The sequence below is a fragment of the Mesorhizobium sp. GW821-FHT04C10 genome, assembly GCF_059420305.1.
Window position 1 is genome coordinate 1,135,795 of record NZ_JBWKTL010000001.1, and the last position, 15,905, is coordinate 1,151,699.

Sequence of the window (15,905 nt, forward strand, 5' to 3'; positions counted from 1 at the left end):
GGATTCTCGGGTCTGCGCGACGGAGCTTTCGCTCCTGCTCCGCCCGTGGATGACGAAGGTAAGGGCCGCACCTACTGAAAATTGCGGCCCTTGGGCATGACGCGTTCCGCCTCTTCCGACAGCATTGCAATATCCTGTCCGGCCGGCGCATTGCGTGGCGCGGGTTTGCTATCGCGCTCCGGAGCCTCTGCCTTCGCGGCCGCAGGGGAGGCGCCCGGCGCTCCGGCCCCGCTGACCTTTTCCAGGAGCACGGTCAGCCAGGGCGTCAGATCCTCGATCTTTTCCGCCACGATATGGATCACACCCGATTCCGACTGCAATTTCCCGCTGACCTTCACGAACCGCGCACCCATGACGATGGGGCGGAAGCGGGTAAAGGTCCGCTCCCAGAAGATGACATTGGCGACAGCCTTGTCGTCCTCCAGTGTCAGGAAGATCGCGTTGCCCTTGCCGGGGCGCTGGCGCACCAGCACCAGCCCGGCGACGGAAACCCGCCTGCCGTCGCGCTGGGAAGGCAGGTTGGCATTGGGCGTGACGCCGGCGCGGTCGAGCCGTTCGCGCAGGAAGGCGACGGGATGTGCCTTCAGCGACAGGCCGAGCGAGCGGTAGTCGTGGATGACGTGTTCGCCGAGCGGCATTTTCGGCAGCTTCGTCTCGGGCTCGAGTTCGCGCAGGCGCAGCGCCGGCTGGTCGAACAGCGGCAGCTTTTCGGCCGCACTCCTGGCGCCCAGCGCGCGCACTTCCCACAGTGCGGCACGGCGGTCGAGGCCGATCGAACGGAAGGCATCGGCCTGCGCCAGCCTCTCGATCTCGTCGACATCGAGGCCGGAGCGCAGCCAGACATCCCGGACGGTCTCGTAGCCTGAGCCGCGTCGCGTGACGAATTGCTCCATGCGTTCCTTGGAAAGCCCCTTGATCTGCCGGAAACCGAGCCGCAGCGCATGATTTGTCTCGATGACACCACGCATCTCGGCATGGCGAGGCAGGATGCGGGCCGGATCGAAAGCTGCCTTTTCCAGGGTGCAGTCCCAGACTGAATAATTGACGTCGACCTCGCGGATGTCGACACCATGGTCGCGCGCGTCGCGCACCAGTTGCGCCGGCTGGTAGAATCCCATCGGCTGCGAATTCAGGATCGCGGCGCAGAACACGTCGGGATAGAAGGTCTTGAACCAGCACGAGGCATAGACGAGCAGAGCGAAGGAGGCGGCGTGGCTTTCAGGAAAGCCGTATTCGCCAAAGCCTTCGATCTGCTTGAAGCAGCGCTCGGCGAAGTCCTTGGTGTAGCCCTTGCCGACCATGCCATTGATCATTCGGTCGCGGTAATTGCCGATGGTGCCGGTGCGCTTGAAAGTGGCCATGGCGCGGCGCAGTTCGTCGGCCTCGCCCGGCTTGAAGCCGCCGGCGACGATGGCGATCTTCATCGCCTGTTCCTGAAACAGCGGCACGCCAAGCGTCCTGCCTAGGATGTCTTTCAATTCCGCCTTCTGATATTCGGCCTTCTCCTTACCTTGCCGGCGGCGCAGATAGGGATGCACCATGTCGCCCTGGATAGGGCCGGGCCGAACGATCGCCACCTCGATGACAAGGTCATAAAAATCGCGCGGCCGGAGCCGTGGCAGCATCGACATCTGCGCGCGCGACTCGATCTGGAAGACGCCGAGCGTATCGGCGCGGCAGATCATGTCGTAGACACGCCTGTCTTCGGGCGGCAAGGTGGCCAGCACATAGGGTTGGCCGTAGGGATCCCGGGCTTTTGGATAGTGCTCCGTAAGCAGAGTGAAGGCGCGCTGCAGGCAGGTCAGCATGCCGAGCGCCAGAACGTCCACCTTGAGGATCTTCACCGAGTCGAGATCGTCCTTGTCCCATTCGACCATCTTGCGCTGGTCCATCGCCGTCTTGACGATGGGCACGATCTCGTCCAGGCGGTCCCGGGTGATGACGAAGCCCCCGACATGCTGGGAGAGGTGACGGGGAAAGCCCATGATCTCGTTGGCGCGTTCCATCACATGCCGTGATGTGGGGTCGCTCCGGTCAAGGCCGCCGGCGCGGGCTTCCTTCTCGCCGAGCTCCGAGGTCGACCAGCCCCAGATCGAGCCTGATAACGACGCCCTGACATCCTCCGACAGCCCCATCGCCTTGGAGACCTCACGCAGCGCCGAGCGGCCGCGATAGCTGATGACGGCGGCGGCGAGCGCGGTACGCTTGGAGCTGTATTTGGTATAGATGTACTGCATCACCTCTTCGCGTCGTTCATGCTCGAAGTCGACGTCGATGTCGGGCGGTTCATTCCTTTCTTCGGAAATGAAGCGCTCGAACAGCGTATCGATCTTGTCCGGCCCGACCTCGGTGATGCCGATACAGAAGCAGATGATGGAATTGGCGGCAGATCCACGGCCTTGGCAGAGGATATGCTGGCTGCGGGCGAATTTGATGATGTCGTAGACGGTCAGGAAATAGCGGGCGTAATTCAGCCGCTCGATCAGAGTGAGCTCTTCCTGAATGCGTTTTGTGACGCTGGTGGGGACACCGCCCGGAAAGCGCTTGGCCGCGCCTTCTCGCGCCAGCCTTTCCAGCTCTGCCTGCGGCCCGAGGCCCGATTCCGTCGGCTCGTCGGGGTAATTGTATTGGAGATCGCTGAGCGAAAAGGTCAGCTCTTCCGCAAACCGCAGCGTCTCGGCCAGCGCTTGCGGGTGCCTGCGGAACAGGCGCGCCATCTCCAGCGGCGGCTTCAGGTGACGCTCGGCGTTGGCGGTGAGTTCGAGGCCGACCTCTGCGACGGGCGTGTTGAGGCGGATCGCGGTCAGCACGTCCTGCAATGGGCGCCGTTCGGCCGTGTGGTAGAGGACATCGTTGGTCGCCATCAGCGGGATGCCGGCACTCTCGGCCATCGCCGCCGCCTGCTCGATCCGGAAACGGTCATTGCCCGCATAGTCGGGCGAGACGCCAAGCCGCAGGGCTTTGCCGAAACGATCCTTGAGCTGGCGAAGCAGGGCAAGAGTGCCTTGCGCCTCCGCCACCAGATCGGGCAGGACCGCCAGCGACATCAGGTCCCCCCATTCCAGGAGGTCGCTGCGCTGGAGAAGGGTGGCGCCTTTTTCGGTTTCGTCACGCAGATTGGCCTGGGTGAGCATGCGGCACAGATGCCCCCAGCCCGCACGGTTTCGGGGATAGGCGAGAATGTCCGGCGTGCCGTCGCCGAAAACCAGCCGGCAGCCGGGGTGATAGGAGAGTTTTTCGACCTTGGCCTGCTGCCAGGCGCGCACCACGCCGGCAACCGTGTTGCGGTCGGCAAGGCCGATCGCGGAGAAGCCCAGGAGCTTGGCGGCGACCACCAGTTCCTCCGGCTTGGAGGCGCCGCGCAGGAAGGAGAAATTCGACTGGATGCCGAACTCGGCATAGGGGATGACGGTCAGCGCGTTCATGCGAAGACCCCGTGCATGAACCAGCGCGGCGGCACCTGCGGGTTGCCATAAAGGCCTTGCCGGTAGAGCCAGAAGCGGCGGCCGTCGGCATCCTCGATGCGGAAATAATCCCGGGTGGATGTCGCCGGATCGCTTGACGCCTCACGCCACCATTCGGCGGCGATGCGTTCCGGACCCTCGACCCGGGTGACGCGGTAGAGCGCGCGCCGCCAGCGGAAGTGCAGCGGCGGCCCCTCCGGCATTTCGGTGGCAGGCACCTCGATGAGTTCGGGCGCGCGGAACAGCCGGATCGGCCGCTCCGGCGGGAAGATGGTTTTGGGCGCCTGCATCCTGTCCGGCTTCTTCGGCGGCGTAGTCCGGCGCGGCGCCTCGGTGAAGGGGATGATGGCGACGGCGCGTTCCGGCAGATGGCTTTCCACGGCGACCGGCTGCAGGACCGCGCCTTCCCCGAGCCGGGCGCGGATGCGGTCGGCGAACAGCGCGATATCGGCGCCGTCATCGGCCACGTCGCCCGTCAGGTCGGCCTGCGCCATGTCGAAAGCGGCGACGGCCAGTACGGAGAGTCGCACCAGGTCGAAGCCATAGCCGGCATCGATACTCTGCTCGAGTGCCGCCAGCCTTTCATGGAACAGCTTCTGGATCAGCCGGGAATCGCGCATCGGCCGCGAGGTGCCCAGCGCAATGCGGCTGACCGCGCCGTCGACGCGGAAGAGCAGCAGCGCCAGCGTCCGGGCGCCCTCGCCACGGCGCTCGAGATCGGTCTTCAAGGTCGTCGCCAGCAAGCCGACCAGCCGCTCGATGTCCTCGGTCAGCGTGACGGGCTCGGCGAGATGGCGCTCGACAGAAAGCGGCGCGACGGGAAGGCGCGGCGAGACTGCCTCGTCGAGACGGCCAAGCGCCTGGTCGAGGCGCAGCAGCAGGGTGGCGCCGAAGCGGCGGGCGAGCGGCGCGCGCGGTGCCGCCATGACGGCGCCCGCCGTGCGCAGGCCGACGCTCTCCAGGCTGGCTCGGGTTTCCGGCGCTATGCGCAATGCGGCGAGCGGCAAGGGCGCCAGCAGTGCTTCCTCCTCGCCGCCGGCGACGATGCGGTCGCCGCAAAAGCGTGCCGCCGCCCAGGCCGCTCCCGGCGTCGGGGCAAGGCCGGCGCGGACATCGAATCCCTGATGGAAGAAGCGTGACAGGATGTCGTCGAGCATCGCGCGTTCGCCGCCGAACAGATGGGTGCAGCCGGTGACATCGAGGAACAGGCCGTTCGTCCCATCCAGCGCCACCAGCGGGGTGTAGCGGTCGCACCAGTCGGCAAGGCCTTCGAGCAGGCGACGGTCGGCTTCCGGGTCGGCCTCGACGATGTCGATCGACGGATGCATGGCGCGCGCATCGGCAATGCCCATGTCGCGCTTCAGGTGCAGTGCCTCAGTCCGCTCGTCGAGGGCCGAAATGCGCTGCGCGTTCCCCTGGCGGTGGCTGATCACGAGCGGTGGGTGAGATGGCGTCGGGTGATCCGACGGCCGGGAACGCCAGGACCGCCCCAGACGCTGCCGCAGGATCCTTTCGGCCGCGAGGTAGGGAAACCACAGGGACAGGATTCTTTGCCCGGTCTGCCCGTCTTTCCTCGCTTCGTCTTTCTTCGCCCCATCTCTCGTCGAATACGCGTTCATCGGGGTTCCACTCCAGTGTGAATTGTCCTGGCAGGGCCGTGCGGCTCTTGCCGATGGTGATGGTGAAGGCGGGGCGGCCGATCGAACCGGCGAGCAGCCCGGTGATCGTGGCGCGCGGCACGGCCGGGGCCGGCGCGACAATGAGGCGGACGGGCGCCGCGGTCGGTTCGGGCTCGGCCGCCTGCCGCAGCAGGAACACCGGCCGGCCGGCGCTTGCCGCCCTTGCATGCAGCCGGCGCGTCGCGGTCAGGTCCAGCCGCTGCGGGTTGCCGCGAATCTCCAGGATGACGGCGGCGAGTGCCGTCATCCGGGCGGCCTCCTCGGCGACCCACAGCGCATCGACGAGCCTGGGCGCCTCGGAAAATAGCAATTGCCCGGGCTCGATGCCGAACGCGGCATGCAGCCCCCTGGCATAGGGAAAGCCGGCCTCGCCAAAGATTTCCGATGTACCGATCCACAGCACCGGCAGTCCGTGGGCCTGCTTCAGGATCAGGCTGGTGAGCGACAGAGCGAAGCCGGCAACGGCTCCGGCATCGCGGGTTTGCCCGCCATGGATTTCGCTCAAGGCGGCTTTCGGCAGGCCGCCACTCAGGGCGGCATCGAGGCGTTCGACGCCGGTGGGCAGGAAGGCATCCGGCAGGGCCGCGGCAAGGCCGCGCCGGACGATCGTGAGATCGGCATTGGACGTGACATCGGCGCCGACGCCGGCATCAAGCGGCGCGCCAGCCGGCGCCTGCAGGCGCTCGGGCAGCGTTCCCTCGATTTTCGCGATCTGGCGGCGCAGGGCAAAAACAGTCTCCCGCGCCACGGCGCTCATCGCCATGACGGTCAGCTTCCACTCACAATTGTTCCTGTTATGTTCCTATAGATTCCAGAGGGCGTTGGAAGAGTCAAGCAGAGTCACAAGGAATTTATTCCTCATCCCCGCGCACCTCAGCCCTGTTATTTGCCTCCACCGGTGCGAAAGCCTATATGCCGGGATCAAAGGACAAAGCATGGCCCGCATCTACAAAACCCGCACCTGGCATGGCGAACTTGCGCCCTCGATGGAGGAGCTGGAGTTCCTCGCGCTGGAGGCCTATGCCCATTTGCCGGAGGAGTTTCGCAAGCTGACCGGCGAGATCGTCATCCAGATCGCCGAGTTCCCGACCGACGAAATCATGGACGACCTGTCGCTGGAAACGCCGTTCGACCTGCTCGGCCTGTTCGAGGGACGCGGCATCGCCGAGCGCTGGAACCCGCAGACCGGCGAAGGCCCGAACCGCATCACGCTCTACCGCCGCGCCATGCTCGACTACTGGGCCGAAAACGAGGAAACGCTGGGCGACATCGTCACCCATGTGCTGATCCACGAGATCGGCCACCATTTCGGCCTGTCGGACGATGATATGGAGCGGATCGAGGAAGCGGCTGAATAGGCTCGAACCTTCGTCACCCTAGGGTCTGCGCCGCGTCGCATCGCTCCTTGCTTCGCCCTGGGACGACGAAGAGAGGAAGCCCCTACCAGTCGCTGAGCTTGGTGTCCGGCCCGTATTCCTGGCCGTCGACATCCTTCACCACGGCCTGGCCGCAGCGCATGGTCTTGGCTTTCTTGTCATAGGCATAGGTCGGCGAGCCGAACAGGTGCCAGCCCTTGTTCAGCGCCGCCGTCACCTTGTGGCAGAAGCTGGCGTCGTCCGGGCCGGTCAGAAAGCGGTAGAGTTTCATTTTCTCAAGTCCTGTCGTGAATGAACTTGGCCGCGATCATGCGCCGATGGCGGCGGCCTTCGCCAGCAGTTTTTCGGCCTGCGCCAGATGCAGCCGCTCGACCATTCTGCCATTCAGCGCGATCACGCCCTTGCCGCTGTTTTCGGCAAGGGCAAACGCGTCCTTCACCAGGCGCGCCTCGGTCAGCGCTGCCGGCGACGGCGCGAAGGCGCGGTTCGCCGCGTCGATCTGGGCCGGATGGATGAGGGTCTTGCCGTCGAAGCCCATGGCCGCTGCTTCCGCGCACTCGCGGGCAAAGGCGTCGAGGTCGCGAAAATCGTTGGCTACGCCGTCGAGCACGTCGAGACCGCCGGCGCGCGCGGCCAGCACCATCTGCATCAGCCACGGCACGAGAAAGCGCCGGTCCGGCGTCGCCAGCACGCCGGTGTCCTTGGCCAGGTCATTCGTTCCGGCAACGAAACAATTGAGCCGTGAGGCCGGATCGCGGCCAAGCTCGGCGATCGCGCCGATGTTGAGCATGGCCTTGGGCGTCTCGATCATCGCCCACAGCTTCACGCTGTCCGGGGCAAAACTGTCGTCGAGCACGTCGCCGACCTCAAGGATGTCGCGCGGTGTGGCGACCTTGGACAACAGGATGCCGTCGGGCTCGAATTTTGCCGCGGCCAGCAGGTCGTCGGCGCCCCATTCGCTGGCCAGCGCGTTGACGCGCACCACCATCTCGCAGCGGCGGCCAGAGGCGACCGGGCGATTGGCGAAAATGCCAGCCAGCTTTTCACGGGCGGCGACCTTGTCGGCCGGGGCGATGGCATCCTCGAGGTCGATGATGACGGCATCACAGGCAAGCTGCGCGATCTTGGCCAATGCCTTGTCGCTGGAGGCCGGGACATAAAGCACCGAGCGGCGCGGGCGGTAGGGTTCGGTCATATCCGATCTATGCCGTCACTGGACGGTGGAGGCAAGCGTGGAGGGGCAATCGCGTGATCAGGCCTTTGAGGGCCATGCCGCCGATGACGGCAAGCCGCCAAGCGCCACCGAGATCTGGTCCGCATGTTCGATGATCGAACGGGTCAAAGGCGGAACGGCGTGATCCGGCAGCAATTGTTTGAGCGTCGTGACGCTGATCGCGCCGACGGCCGCGCCGTCATGCCCGAAGATCGCCGCGGCGACGCAGACGACGCCCACATGGTCTTCCTCGTCATCGATCGCATAGTGGCGGGCGATGACCAAATCGAGGGATGAAGTAAGCGCCGGCATCGTGCTGAGCGTCTTCGGTGTGCGGGCCGGATAGCCCGTGCGCTCAAGGATGTCGATCGCTTGTTGCCGAGGCATTGCCGCGAGAAAGATCTTGCCGACCGCCGAGCAATGCGGTCGTTCGCGCCGCCCAAGCGCGGCGTCGAATCGAATGGCATCGGGCGCGTCGGCCCGGCCAACGACGACGGCCGCATCCTCGTCCCATATCGCGACGCGCGAGGTGATGCCCGTTGCCTGCGTGAGCTGGCGCAACACCGGCATGGCGACTTCGGCGACGCCTGTGCCGGCGACCGCAAGATCACCAAGTCGAACCAGCGCAAGACCAAGCCGGTAGCGCTTGCCCATACCCTCGCCGGTATCGGACACCATGCCGGCCGCTTTCAGACTGAGCAGGATCGCATAGGCGGCTGCCTTGGTCACTCCAGCCGCGACCGCCAGGTCGGTCAGGCGGGCACCGTCTTTTCCGGAACTGGCGATCTTGTCGATGATGTCGAGCGCGCGGCCGACACTTTGCACCCGATATCGATCTCCCGTCATCGAACAATCCTGCAGGGCGTCATCAAACAGACATCCATCTCATGCATTAATAATAAACACCATTTAGTATCACTAACAATAGCACGATTCATCATTTTGGACCGGTGTGACTCCGGATCTGACAAATCATCGGAACAGATATGCAATTGACTATCGCGACATGGTGCAACGGGCTCCCCGCTGCCGACCACGGCCCGTTCCATGATCGCACAGGCGGCCCGGGCTTGGGTATCGCGGACGTATGACGATGCGCCGCATCAACCATCGCTGGCTCGCCTTGATCGGCTTGACCCCGTTCGTGGCTTTCATCCTGGCTTTCGAGATATTCCCTGTCTTGACCTTGCTGCGGTCCAGCCTGAGCGGAGAAGGCGGACCGACGCTGGACAATTTCCGGCGGGCGCTTACGCCAGCGACGCTGACAGCCTTCACCAACAGCCTGAAACTGGCTGTTACGACAGCTTTTGGCGGCACGCTCTTCGGCTCCGTGGTGGCTTACGCCATCGTCACGTCGCGCAGTCCGGCGATGCGCCATGCCACTACGGCGCTCGCCAATGTCGCCGCCAATTTCGGCGGTGCCCCGCTCGCTTTTGCCTTCGTCATCACGCTTGGCTCGACCGGCTTCGTCACACTTCTGCTGGGCTATCTTGGAATTCAGCTCTATCCGGATTTCCGCATCTACTCGATCACTGGGCTGGGCATCGCCTATCTCTACTTCCAGACCCCGCTCGCCATCCTGCTGGTGATGCCATCGCTGTTGGGGTTGCGGCCGGAATGGCGGGAAGCCGCCGAGGTCCTCGGCGCGACCACAACGCAATATTGGGGGTGGATCGCCCTGCCGATCCTGGCTCCGGCGATATCAGCCAGTTTCTTCCTGCTGTTTGCCAATGCCTTCGGCGCCTACGCGACGGCGTGGACGTTGACCGGATCCGACGTCAATCTCATACCGGTACAGATCGCGGCTTTGGTGCGTGGAGAAGTCGTGCTCGATCCGGCCCTCGCGGATGCGCTTGCCATGTCTTCGCTGCTGGTGATGGCTGTCTGCCTGCTCGCCTACCAGTATTTCGCGCGCCGCATGAGGCGCTCGGCATGAGCGCCGGACCCCTCACATGGCGGACACCGGTGATTGGCGTCTTCGTGGCCTTCATGATCGTTCCGGTGGCTGCCACCGCGCTGTTTTCCGTCGCAACGCGCTGGGACCGGACTTTGTGGCCGGAAGGTCTGACGCTGAACTGGTGGATCAAGGTCGCGTCACGCTCCGCCTTCACCGACACGCTGCTGAACTCGTTCTGGATCGCCGTCATCTCGATGCTGGTTTCGCTGATGATTGTGGTGCCGGCGGCCTATCTCGCCCACACCAGGCTTCCCTACGCGAAACCGTGGCTCGAATTCCTCTCGATCGTCCCGTTTTCGCTGCCGGGGGTCGTGCTGGCGCTTGGCCTGATCCGGCTCTATTCGAAACTGCCGCTGCCGCTCATCAACACGCCCAACATCCTGGTCGCGGCCTATGTGATCGTTACGCTGCCCTTCATGTACCGCGCGGTGATGAACACGCTGGAGAGCGTGGACACGCGTCTCCTGGCCGAAGCGGCGCAAAGCCTTGGTGCAAATCCCCTCCAGGTCGTGGGCTGGGTCATCATGCCCAATATTGCTGCCGGCATCGTCAACGGCAGCCTCCTGGTGCTCTCCGCCGTTTTTTCGGAGTTCGTCCTGGCCAATCTGCTGATCGGCACGCGGCTGAAGACGTTTCCGATCTACCTCGTCGAATTCACGCGTTCCGATGCTCGGCAGGCCAGCGCTCTGGCTCTGATGAGTTTCGTGATCGCCTGGATCATCTCGCTCGCCATCTTGTGGACGGCCGGGCGGACGGCCCGACACCGACAGGCCGACAGCCCGACCCGGAGCCGCTAGCGCGGCAAGACCAGCATTCCAGACATGCCGTCGCGAGCGGGCGCGAAGGCAGACCGAGATCGACCCGCATTTGGAGAGACGAAATGAACAAGAGACTGTTAGCCGCGCTTCTTGGTGCCAGCGCCTTTGCGATCCAGGCGTTGCCGGCAATGGCCGAGGACACGCTCGCGGCAGCCAAGGCCGAGGGACAGTATGTCAGCTACGGCATGTCGGATGATTGGGTTAACCTCGGCACCATTTTCGGCGAGATTGAAAGCAAGTTCGGTCTCAAGCATGTCGACACCGATATGACCTCCGCCGAGCAGATCACCCATCTCCTGGCGGAAAAAGACGCGCCGGTGATGGACATTGCCGACATCGGTTATGATTTCACCGGGCGTTTGCTGGAGAACGGCTTGGCCGCGAGCTACAAGAATGCATCCTGGGACAGCATCGAGTCGCGATACAAGGACGCTGACGGCCGCTGGGCCTCGTCCTATTGGGGCGCCATCGCCTTCCTGGTCAACACCGACAAGGTCAAGGTCGCGCCCCAGACATGGAACGACCTGCTCAAGCCCGACTACAAGGACATGGTCTGCAGCCGGGATCCCCGCATCTCCAGCTACGCCACGGCTTCCGTCCTGGCGGCGGCCTACGCCAATGGCGGCGGCGAGGACAATGTCCAGCCCGGCCTCGACTGGTTCAAGCAATTGCGCGACAGCGGCAATCTGCGCAACGGCGTGGTGCTGAACGTAGCCTCGGTGCAGAAAGGCGAATGCCCTATCTCAATGGTCTATGACTTCGACGGCTTCGCCAAGCGCGACGCTACGGGTCTGCCGCTTCAGGTCATCATCCCGAGCGACGGCACCGTGGGCATGCTGTTTGCCCAGTACATCAGCAGCGCCGCCCCGCATCCCAATGCCGCCAAGGTCGCCATCGACTTCCTGTTTTCGGATGAAGGTCAGCACCTGCTGGCCGAGGGCTATGCGCACCCGACACATGATATCGCGTTGTCCGACGCGGTGAAGGCCAAGATGTTGCCGGCGAGCGCCTATGAGAAGGTTCGCTTCCCGACCAATCTCGCCAGCTTCTCCGGCGCGATCAAGAACATCGCCGAAGGCTGGGACAAGATCGCCAAGTAAGACTTGTTTGTTGCTATCGCCGCCCGTGCATCCTGACCGCGCGGGCGGCTGTCCAAGTGGCCGCAGTCGCGACAGCCCGGCCTCCGGCTTCGACATCGCCGCCTTCAACCCTTGCATCCCGGTGCGTCATTGGTTGAAAGGTTGGCTCAACGCCAAATCTCCTCAGCCCAGATCCGCGATCCAGCTGCCGCAGCAACAGATGTTCGGCGCGCCCTGCACGAAAACTGCACAGGCCTGCGGAAAAGCTCCTCGGATCCGCCCTGCCGTCTCCCTGCCGGCCTGCGAGACAGGCGGCATGCAAAAGCGAGCAAAACCCCGTTGGTCCCTGCCCTACCGGCTGCGCAGCGAAGGCTGGTGGCTGGTCGAACCGCCGCGCGCCAATCCCGCGGCGATCCTCATTCCCTTTGTCCGCAAGAGCTTGCCGGCCATGCGGCCGGTCGCGATCAGGAAGGTCCGCTCATGACATCGTTTTTCACAGCGGCACCGAGCTATTGCAGCCGCTTCGGCGTTGCCGTGCTGCTGGTCGCGTTGGCGGATTTTCTGTTTTATGGCCAGCCCGCCGGCATCACGGTTTTCCTGTTCGCCCTCCTGATCGCCGCGGCGATCGTGGCCGTGCATCCCGCAGCCGTCAGCGACGGCAGGGTCTGGCTCAAGCCCGCCGCCTTGCTTGTCGCGCTGCTGCCGCTCGCCGAAAACGTCAGCGCGCTGTCGGTCGCGATCGCACTGTCGGCCCTGGTCGTGTTCGCGCTTTCGCTGAGCGGCCGCTTGCGACACCGCATCGTCCGCATTGCCGGCCAGATCGCATTGTTCTGGCTGGCGGCGCCGTTCCGGTTCGCCAATGATTTCATCCGCTGGCGCAAGACCGCGCGCCGGTTCGGCGGGCGCCGCATCCGGCTGGCGGCGATCGCGGTCTGGGTGATGCCGCTGACGCTGGGCGCTGTCTTCCTGGCGCTGTTCGGCGCCGCCAATCCGGTCATCGACCACTGGCTGTCGCTGATCGACCTGATGAAGCTGCTCGATCTCATCCAACTGGCGCGTATTGCCTTCTGGCTGTTCGTGCTCGCCGGCGTCTGGGCCTTTCTGCGGCCACGCCTGCCGCGATTCCGGCAGCGCCTCCCTCGGCCGAACCATCCCCCTGCCGATGCCCAGCCGGCGGCCGTCCCGGACAGGCATGTCGTCGAGGACATAGTGTTCGGCAAGGCAGCCATCCTGCGCGCGCTTGTCGTCTTCAACATCCTGTTCGCGCTGCAGACCGGGCTCGACGCCACCTACCTGTGGGGCGGGGCAGCCCTTCCCGACGGGTTGAGCTACGCCGCCTATGCGCATCGCGGCGCCTATCCCCTGATCGTCACGGCGCTGCTTGCCGCCGGTTTCGTCCTTGCGGCGCTCAGGCCCGGAAGCGAAACCTCGGCGGATCCGCTCATCCGCCGGCTGGTCTATGCCTGGGTGGCGCAGAACATCATGCTGGTCATCTCGTCGATCCTGCGGCTCGACCTCTATGTCGGCATCTACGCGCTGACCTACTGGCGCATCGCCGCCTTCGTCTGGATGGTGCTGGTGGCGGCGGGCCTTGCGCTTATCATCGCCCGCATCGCGCTTGGAAAATCCAATGAATGGCTCCTGTCCGCCAACCTTCTGACGTTATCGGCGATGCTTTATGCCTGTTGTTTCATCAACTTCGCCGCCACGATCGCCAACTACAATGTCGACCATTCCTTCGAAATGACCGGCCAGGGCATTCCCCTCGACGCCTGGTATCTGCGCTCGCTCGGTCCGGGCGCGTTTCCGGCGCTCGATCGCTTCTTCGATCATCAAAGCAGAACGGCTGAAGCCGGCGCCACACTCGAACTGGCGAGACTGCGTGGCATCGATGAAGGCTGGTATCGAACCGTCCAGGAAAACTGGCGGGCCTGGAGCTTTCGCGACTGGCGCCTGCTTCGATATCTCGACACCAGGGGGTCGTTCGTGGTTCCTGATGCCACCAAACCGTACGGGACGGGCCGCTGATCCATGCCGCATCAAATCCTCGTCGCCGACGATGATCCGCATATCCGCGAAGTGATCTGCTTCGCGCTGGAAAAGGCCGGCATGAAGACTTCAGCCGTTTCCGATGGCGCCGCCGCCCTGCAGGCGGTCGAACGGCATCCGCCCGACCTCATCGTGCTCGATATCGGCATGCCCGAGATGGACGGGCTGGAGGTCTGCCGGCGGCTCAGGCAGCGATCCGATGTGCCGGTGCTGTTCCTGTCCGCGCGCGACGAAGAGATCGACCGCATCCTCGGTCTCGAAATGGGCGGCGACGACTATGTGACGAAGCCGTTCAGCCCGCGTGAGCTCGTCGCCCGCGTCAACGTCATCCTGCGCCGCGCGCGCCCGGCGGCGCCGGAACCGATCGACGACAGGCAGTTCGCGCACGGCAAGCTCGCTTTGGCGCCGGCGAGCCACGCCGCCAGCTTCGACGGCCAGCCGCTTGCCCTGACGGGGATCGAGTTCTCGATCCTGAGAGGGTTTCTGGCGCGGCCGACGCATGTGCTCGACCGCGACGCGGTGATGGCAAACGCCTATGCTGGCAAGGTCCATGTCGCCGACCGCACAGTCGACAGCCATATCCGCAACATCCGCGCCAAGCTGGCGGCGGTGGGTTGCCTCGACGCCATCGAGACCGTGCATGGCGTCGGCTTCCGGCTCGGCCGATGCGGCTGACGAGCAAGTGGATCGGCCGCAAATGGCGGCCACGGCTTGCCACGGTCGTCGTCGCCATCCTGATCCTGGTGATGGCGCTGCCGCTAGTCGGCCTGTTCTTCTTCCGCCTCTACGAGAACCAGCTGATCCGCCAGACCGAGGCGGAACTGATCGCGCAAGGCGCCGCCATCGCCGCCATCTATGCGCAAGAGGTGCGTGACGCCGGCATTGCGCCGGACAAGCTTGGCGCGCCGATGCCGCAGCCGGACGGAAGTGCCAGCCGAGGCGCCAGCCCCGACGGGCCCTACCGGCCGATCGAGCCGCGCCTCGATCTCGCCTCCGACACCGTGCTGCCGACCCGGCCGGCGGCGATATCAGCCACCGCCGATCCCGCCTTCGCCGCGATCGGCGCGCGCCTGTCCGGCATTCTCGACGCCACGCAGAAAACCACGCTGGCCGGCTTCCGGCTGCTTGACGCCAGGGGCGTCGTCATTGCCGGGCGCGAGGAGGTCGGGCAGTCGCTGGCCGAGGTCCAGGAGGTGCGCGATGCACTTGCCGGCCACTATGCCAGCGCGCTCCGGCTGCGCATCCCCGACCAGCCGGCGCCGCCGCTCTATTCGGTCAGCCGCGGCACCAGGGTGCGTGTCTTCGTCGCCATGCCGGTGGCCGTCGACGGCAAGGTGGCCGGCGTGGTTTACGTGTCGCGGACGCCCAACAACATCGTCAAACATCTCTATGGCGAACGCGGCAAGGTGACCTTGGCGGCGATCGCCATTCTGGGCGGCACGCTGCTCATAGGCCTCGTCTTCCTGCGCACCGTCAGCCGGCCGATTTATGCGCTGATCGACCGCACCCAGCGTATCGCCGCCGGCGAGCGCGACGCGATCCGACCGCTCGACCATCACGGCACCTACGAGATGGCAGAGCTTTCCGCCGCCTTCCTCGACATGGCCGAAAAGCTGCAGACGCGCTCGGACTCGATCCAGACTTTCGCCACCCATGTCTCGCACGAGCTCAAATCGCCGCTGACGGCGATCCAGGGCGCGGCGGAACTGCTGCGCGATTCCGGCAGCGCGATGGACGATGCCGAGCGGCGTCGCTTCTCGGACAATATCGTCACCGATGCCGGGCGGCTCAATCTGCTGGTGCGCCGGCTCCTCGATCTGGCGAAAGCCGAAAACCTCGCACCCAGCGGCGAAAGCACCTCGATCGATGCCGCGCTGTCGCTGCTGCCCGTCGACAGCAGGCTGGCGGTCCGCGTCGAGGCCGGCGGCGATCTGGCCCTGCGCATATCGGGCGAGAACGGAGCAATCGTGCTCGCCAATCTCATCGACAATTCCGCCAGGCACGGCGCGACGCAGGTTTCGATCACAGCCGCAAGTGCCGGCGGCAAGGCGACGGTGCTGGTCGGCGACGACGGCGCCGGCATTTCGCCGAGCAACCGTGCGCGCATCTTCGAGCCGTTCTTCACCACGCGGCGCGATACTGGCGGCACCGGCATGGGCCTCGGCATCGTGCTGGCCCTCCTGAAAGCGCATGATGGTATGATCAGGCTGGTTGACAGCGAGCGCGGCACGCGCTTCGAGATCATCTTGCCGGCGGCATAGACAGGCCGC

14 protein-coding genes are annotated in these 15,905 nt (G+C 64.9%); 8 read left to right on the forward strand and 6 right to left on the reverse strand.

The window, feature by feature from the left end; translation table 11 throughout:
• Positions 1 to 71: 71 nt before the first annotated feature.
• The 3 genes from AC07UC_RS05400 to AC07UC_RS05410 are packed head-to-tail and all read right to left on the reverse strand — an operon-like array spanning position 72 to position 5,906.
• On the reverse strand, positions 72 to 3,425 hold the full coding sequence (locus AC07UC_RS05400) for an error-prone DNA polymerase (protein WP_494904512.1): 3,354 nt from the start codon (positions 3,423 to 3,425) through the stop codon (positions 72 to 74).
• Positions 3,422 to 4,897 (reverse strand): DUF6504 family protein, encoded by a 1,476-nt coding sequence (locus AC07UC_RS05405; protein WP_494904513.1) that lies wholly within the window; start codon positions 4,895 to 4,897, stop codon positions 3,422 to 3,424. Before AC07UC_RS05405 ends, AC07UC_RS05400 begins: the two co-directional genes overlap by 4 nt.
• Positions 4,839 to 5,906 carry an ImuA family protein gene (locus AC07UC_RS05410; RefSeq protein ID WP_494904515.1) on the reverse strand — a complete coding sequence of 356 codons (1,068 nt, stop codon included), beginning with the start codon at positions 5,904 to 5,906 and terminating at the stop codon, positions 4,839 to 4,841. Before AC07UC_RS05410 ends, AC07UC_RS05405 begins: the two co-directional genes overlap by 59 nt.
• A gap of 172 nt (positions 5,907 to 6,078) precedes the next feature.
• Between AC07UC_RS05410 and AC07UC_RS05415 the strand changes: the two genes are divergently transcribed.
• A complete protein-coding gene (locus AC07UC_RS05415) occupies positions 6,079 to 6,501 on the forward strand; it encodes a metallopeptidase family protein (protein ID WP_056574387.1) in 423 nt (140 codons plus the stop codon).
• An 82-nt stretch (positions 6,502 to 6,583) separates the two neighbouring features.
• Here AC07UC_RS05415 and AC07UC_RS05420 read toward each other — a convergent pair whose 3' ends face one another.
• From AC07UC_RS05420 to AC07UC_RS05430, 3 genes are read right to left on the reverse strand one after another with little or no spacing between them, the layout of a single operon-like run.
• The gene (locus AC07UC_RS05420; protein WP_027047555.1) at positions 6,584 to 6,790 is read right to left on the reverse strand and encodes a DUF1737 domain-containing protein; all 207 of its coding nucleotides are present in this window, start codon (positions 6,788 to 6,790) and stop codon (positions 6,584 to 6,586) included.
• 36 nt (positions 6,791 to 6,826) lie between these two features.
• Positions 6,827 to 7,714 carry an HpcH/HpaI aldolase/citrate lyase family protein gene (locus AC07UC_RS05425; RefSeq protein ID WP_494904516.1) on the reverse strand — a complete coding sequence of 296 codons (888 nt, stop codon included), beginning with the start codon at positions 7,712 to 7,714 and terminating at the stop codon, positions 6,827 to 6,829.
• 57 nt (positions 7,715 to 7,771) lie between these two features.
• Positions 7,772 to 8,578: an IclR family transcriptional regulator gene (locus AC07UC_RS05430; RefSeq protein WP_494904518.1), complete on the reverse strand. Its 807-nt coding sequence runs from the start codon at positions 8,576 to 8,578 to the stop codon at positions 7,772 to 7,774.
• A gap of 247 nt (positions 8,579 to 8,825) precedes the next feature.
• Between AC07UC_RS05430 and AC07UC_RS05435 the strand changes: the two genes are divergently transcribed.
• From AC07UC_RS05435 to AC07UC_RS05465, 7 genes are all read left to right on the forward strand, one after another.
• Positions 8,826 to 9,668 (forward strand): ABC transporter permease, encoded by an 843-nt coding sequence (locus tag AC07UC_RS05435; protein WP_494904520.1) that lies wholly within the window; start codon positions 8,826 to 8,828, stop codon positions 9,666 to 9,668.
• Positions 9,665 to 10,486 carry an ABC transporter permease gene (locus AC07UC_RS05440; protein ID WP_494904522.1) on the forward strand — a complete coding sequence of 274 codons (822 nt, stop codon included), beginning with the start codon at positions 9,665 to 9,667 and terminating at the stop codon, positions 10,484 to 10,486. The genes AC07UC_RS05435 and AC07UC_RS05440 overlap by 4 nt, the downstream gene beginning before the upstream one ends.
• 83 nt (positions 10,487 to 10,569) lie before the next feature.
• Positions 10,570 to 11,607 carry an extracellular solute-binding protein gene (locus AC07UC_RS05445; protein WP_494904524.1) on the forward strand — a complete coding sequence of 346 codons (1,038 nt, stop codon included), beginning with the start codon at positions 10,570 to 10,572 and terminating at the stop codon, positions 11,605 to 11,607.
• Between the two features lie 295 nt (positions 11,608 to 11,902).
• A complete protein-coding gene (locus tag AC07UC_RS05450; protein ID WP_494904526.1) occupies positions 11,903 to 12,070 on the forward strand; it encodes a hypothetical protein in 168 nt (55 codons plus the stop codon).
• A complete protein-coding gene (locus tag AC07UC_RS05455; RefSeq protein ID WP_494904528.1) occupies positions 12,067 to 13,614 on the forward strand; it encodes a DUF4153 domain-containing protein in 1,548 nt (515 codons plus the stop codon). Before AC07UC_RS05450 ends, AC07UC_RS05455 begins: the two co-directional genes overlap by 4 nt.
• Positions 13,615 to 13,617: 3 nt before the next feature.
• Positions 13,618 to 14,310 carry a response regulator gene (locus AC07UC_RS05460; protein ID WP_494904529.1) on the forward strand — a complete coding sequence of 231 codons (693 nt, stop codon included), beginning with the start codon at positions 13,618 to 13,620 and terminating at the stop codon, positions 14,308 to 14,310.
• Positions 14,301 to 15,896 carry an ATP-binding protein gene (locus AC07UC_RS05465; protein WP_494904530.1) on the forward strand — a complete coding sequence of 532 codons (1,596 nt, stop codon included), beginning with the start codon at positions 14,301 to 14,303 and terminating at the stop codon, positions 15,894 to 15,896. Before AC07UC_RS05460 ends, AC07UC_RS05465 begins: the two co-directional genes overlap by 10 nt.
• Positions 15,897 to 15,905: the final 9 nt, after the last annotated feature.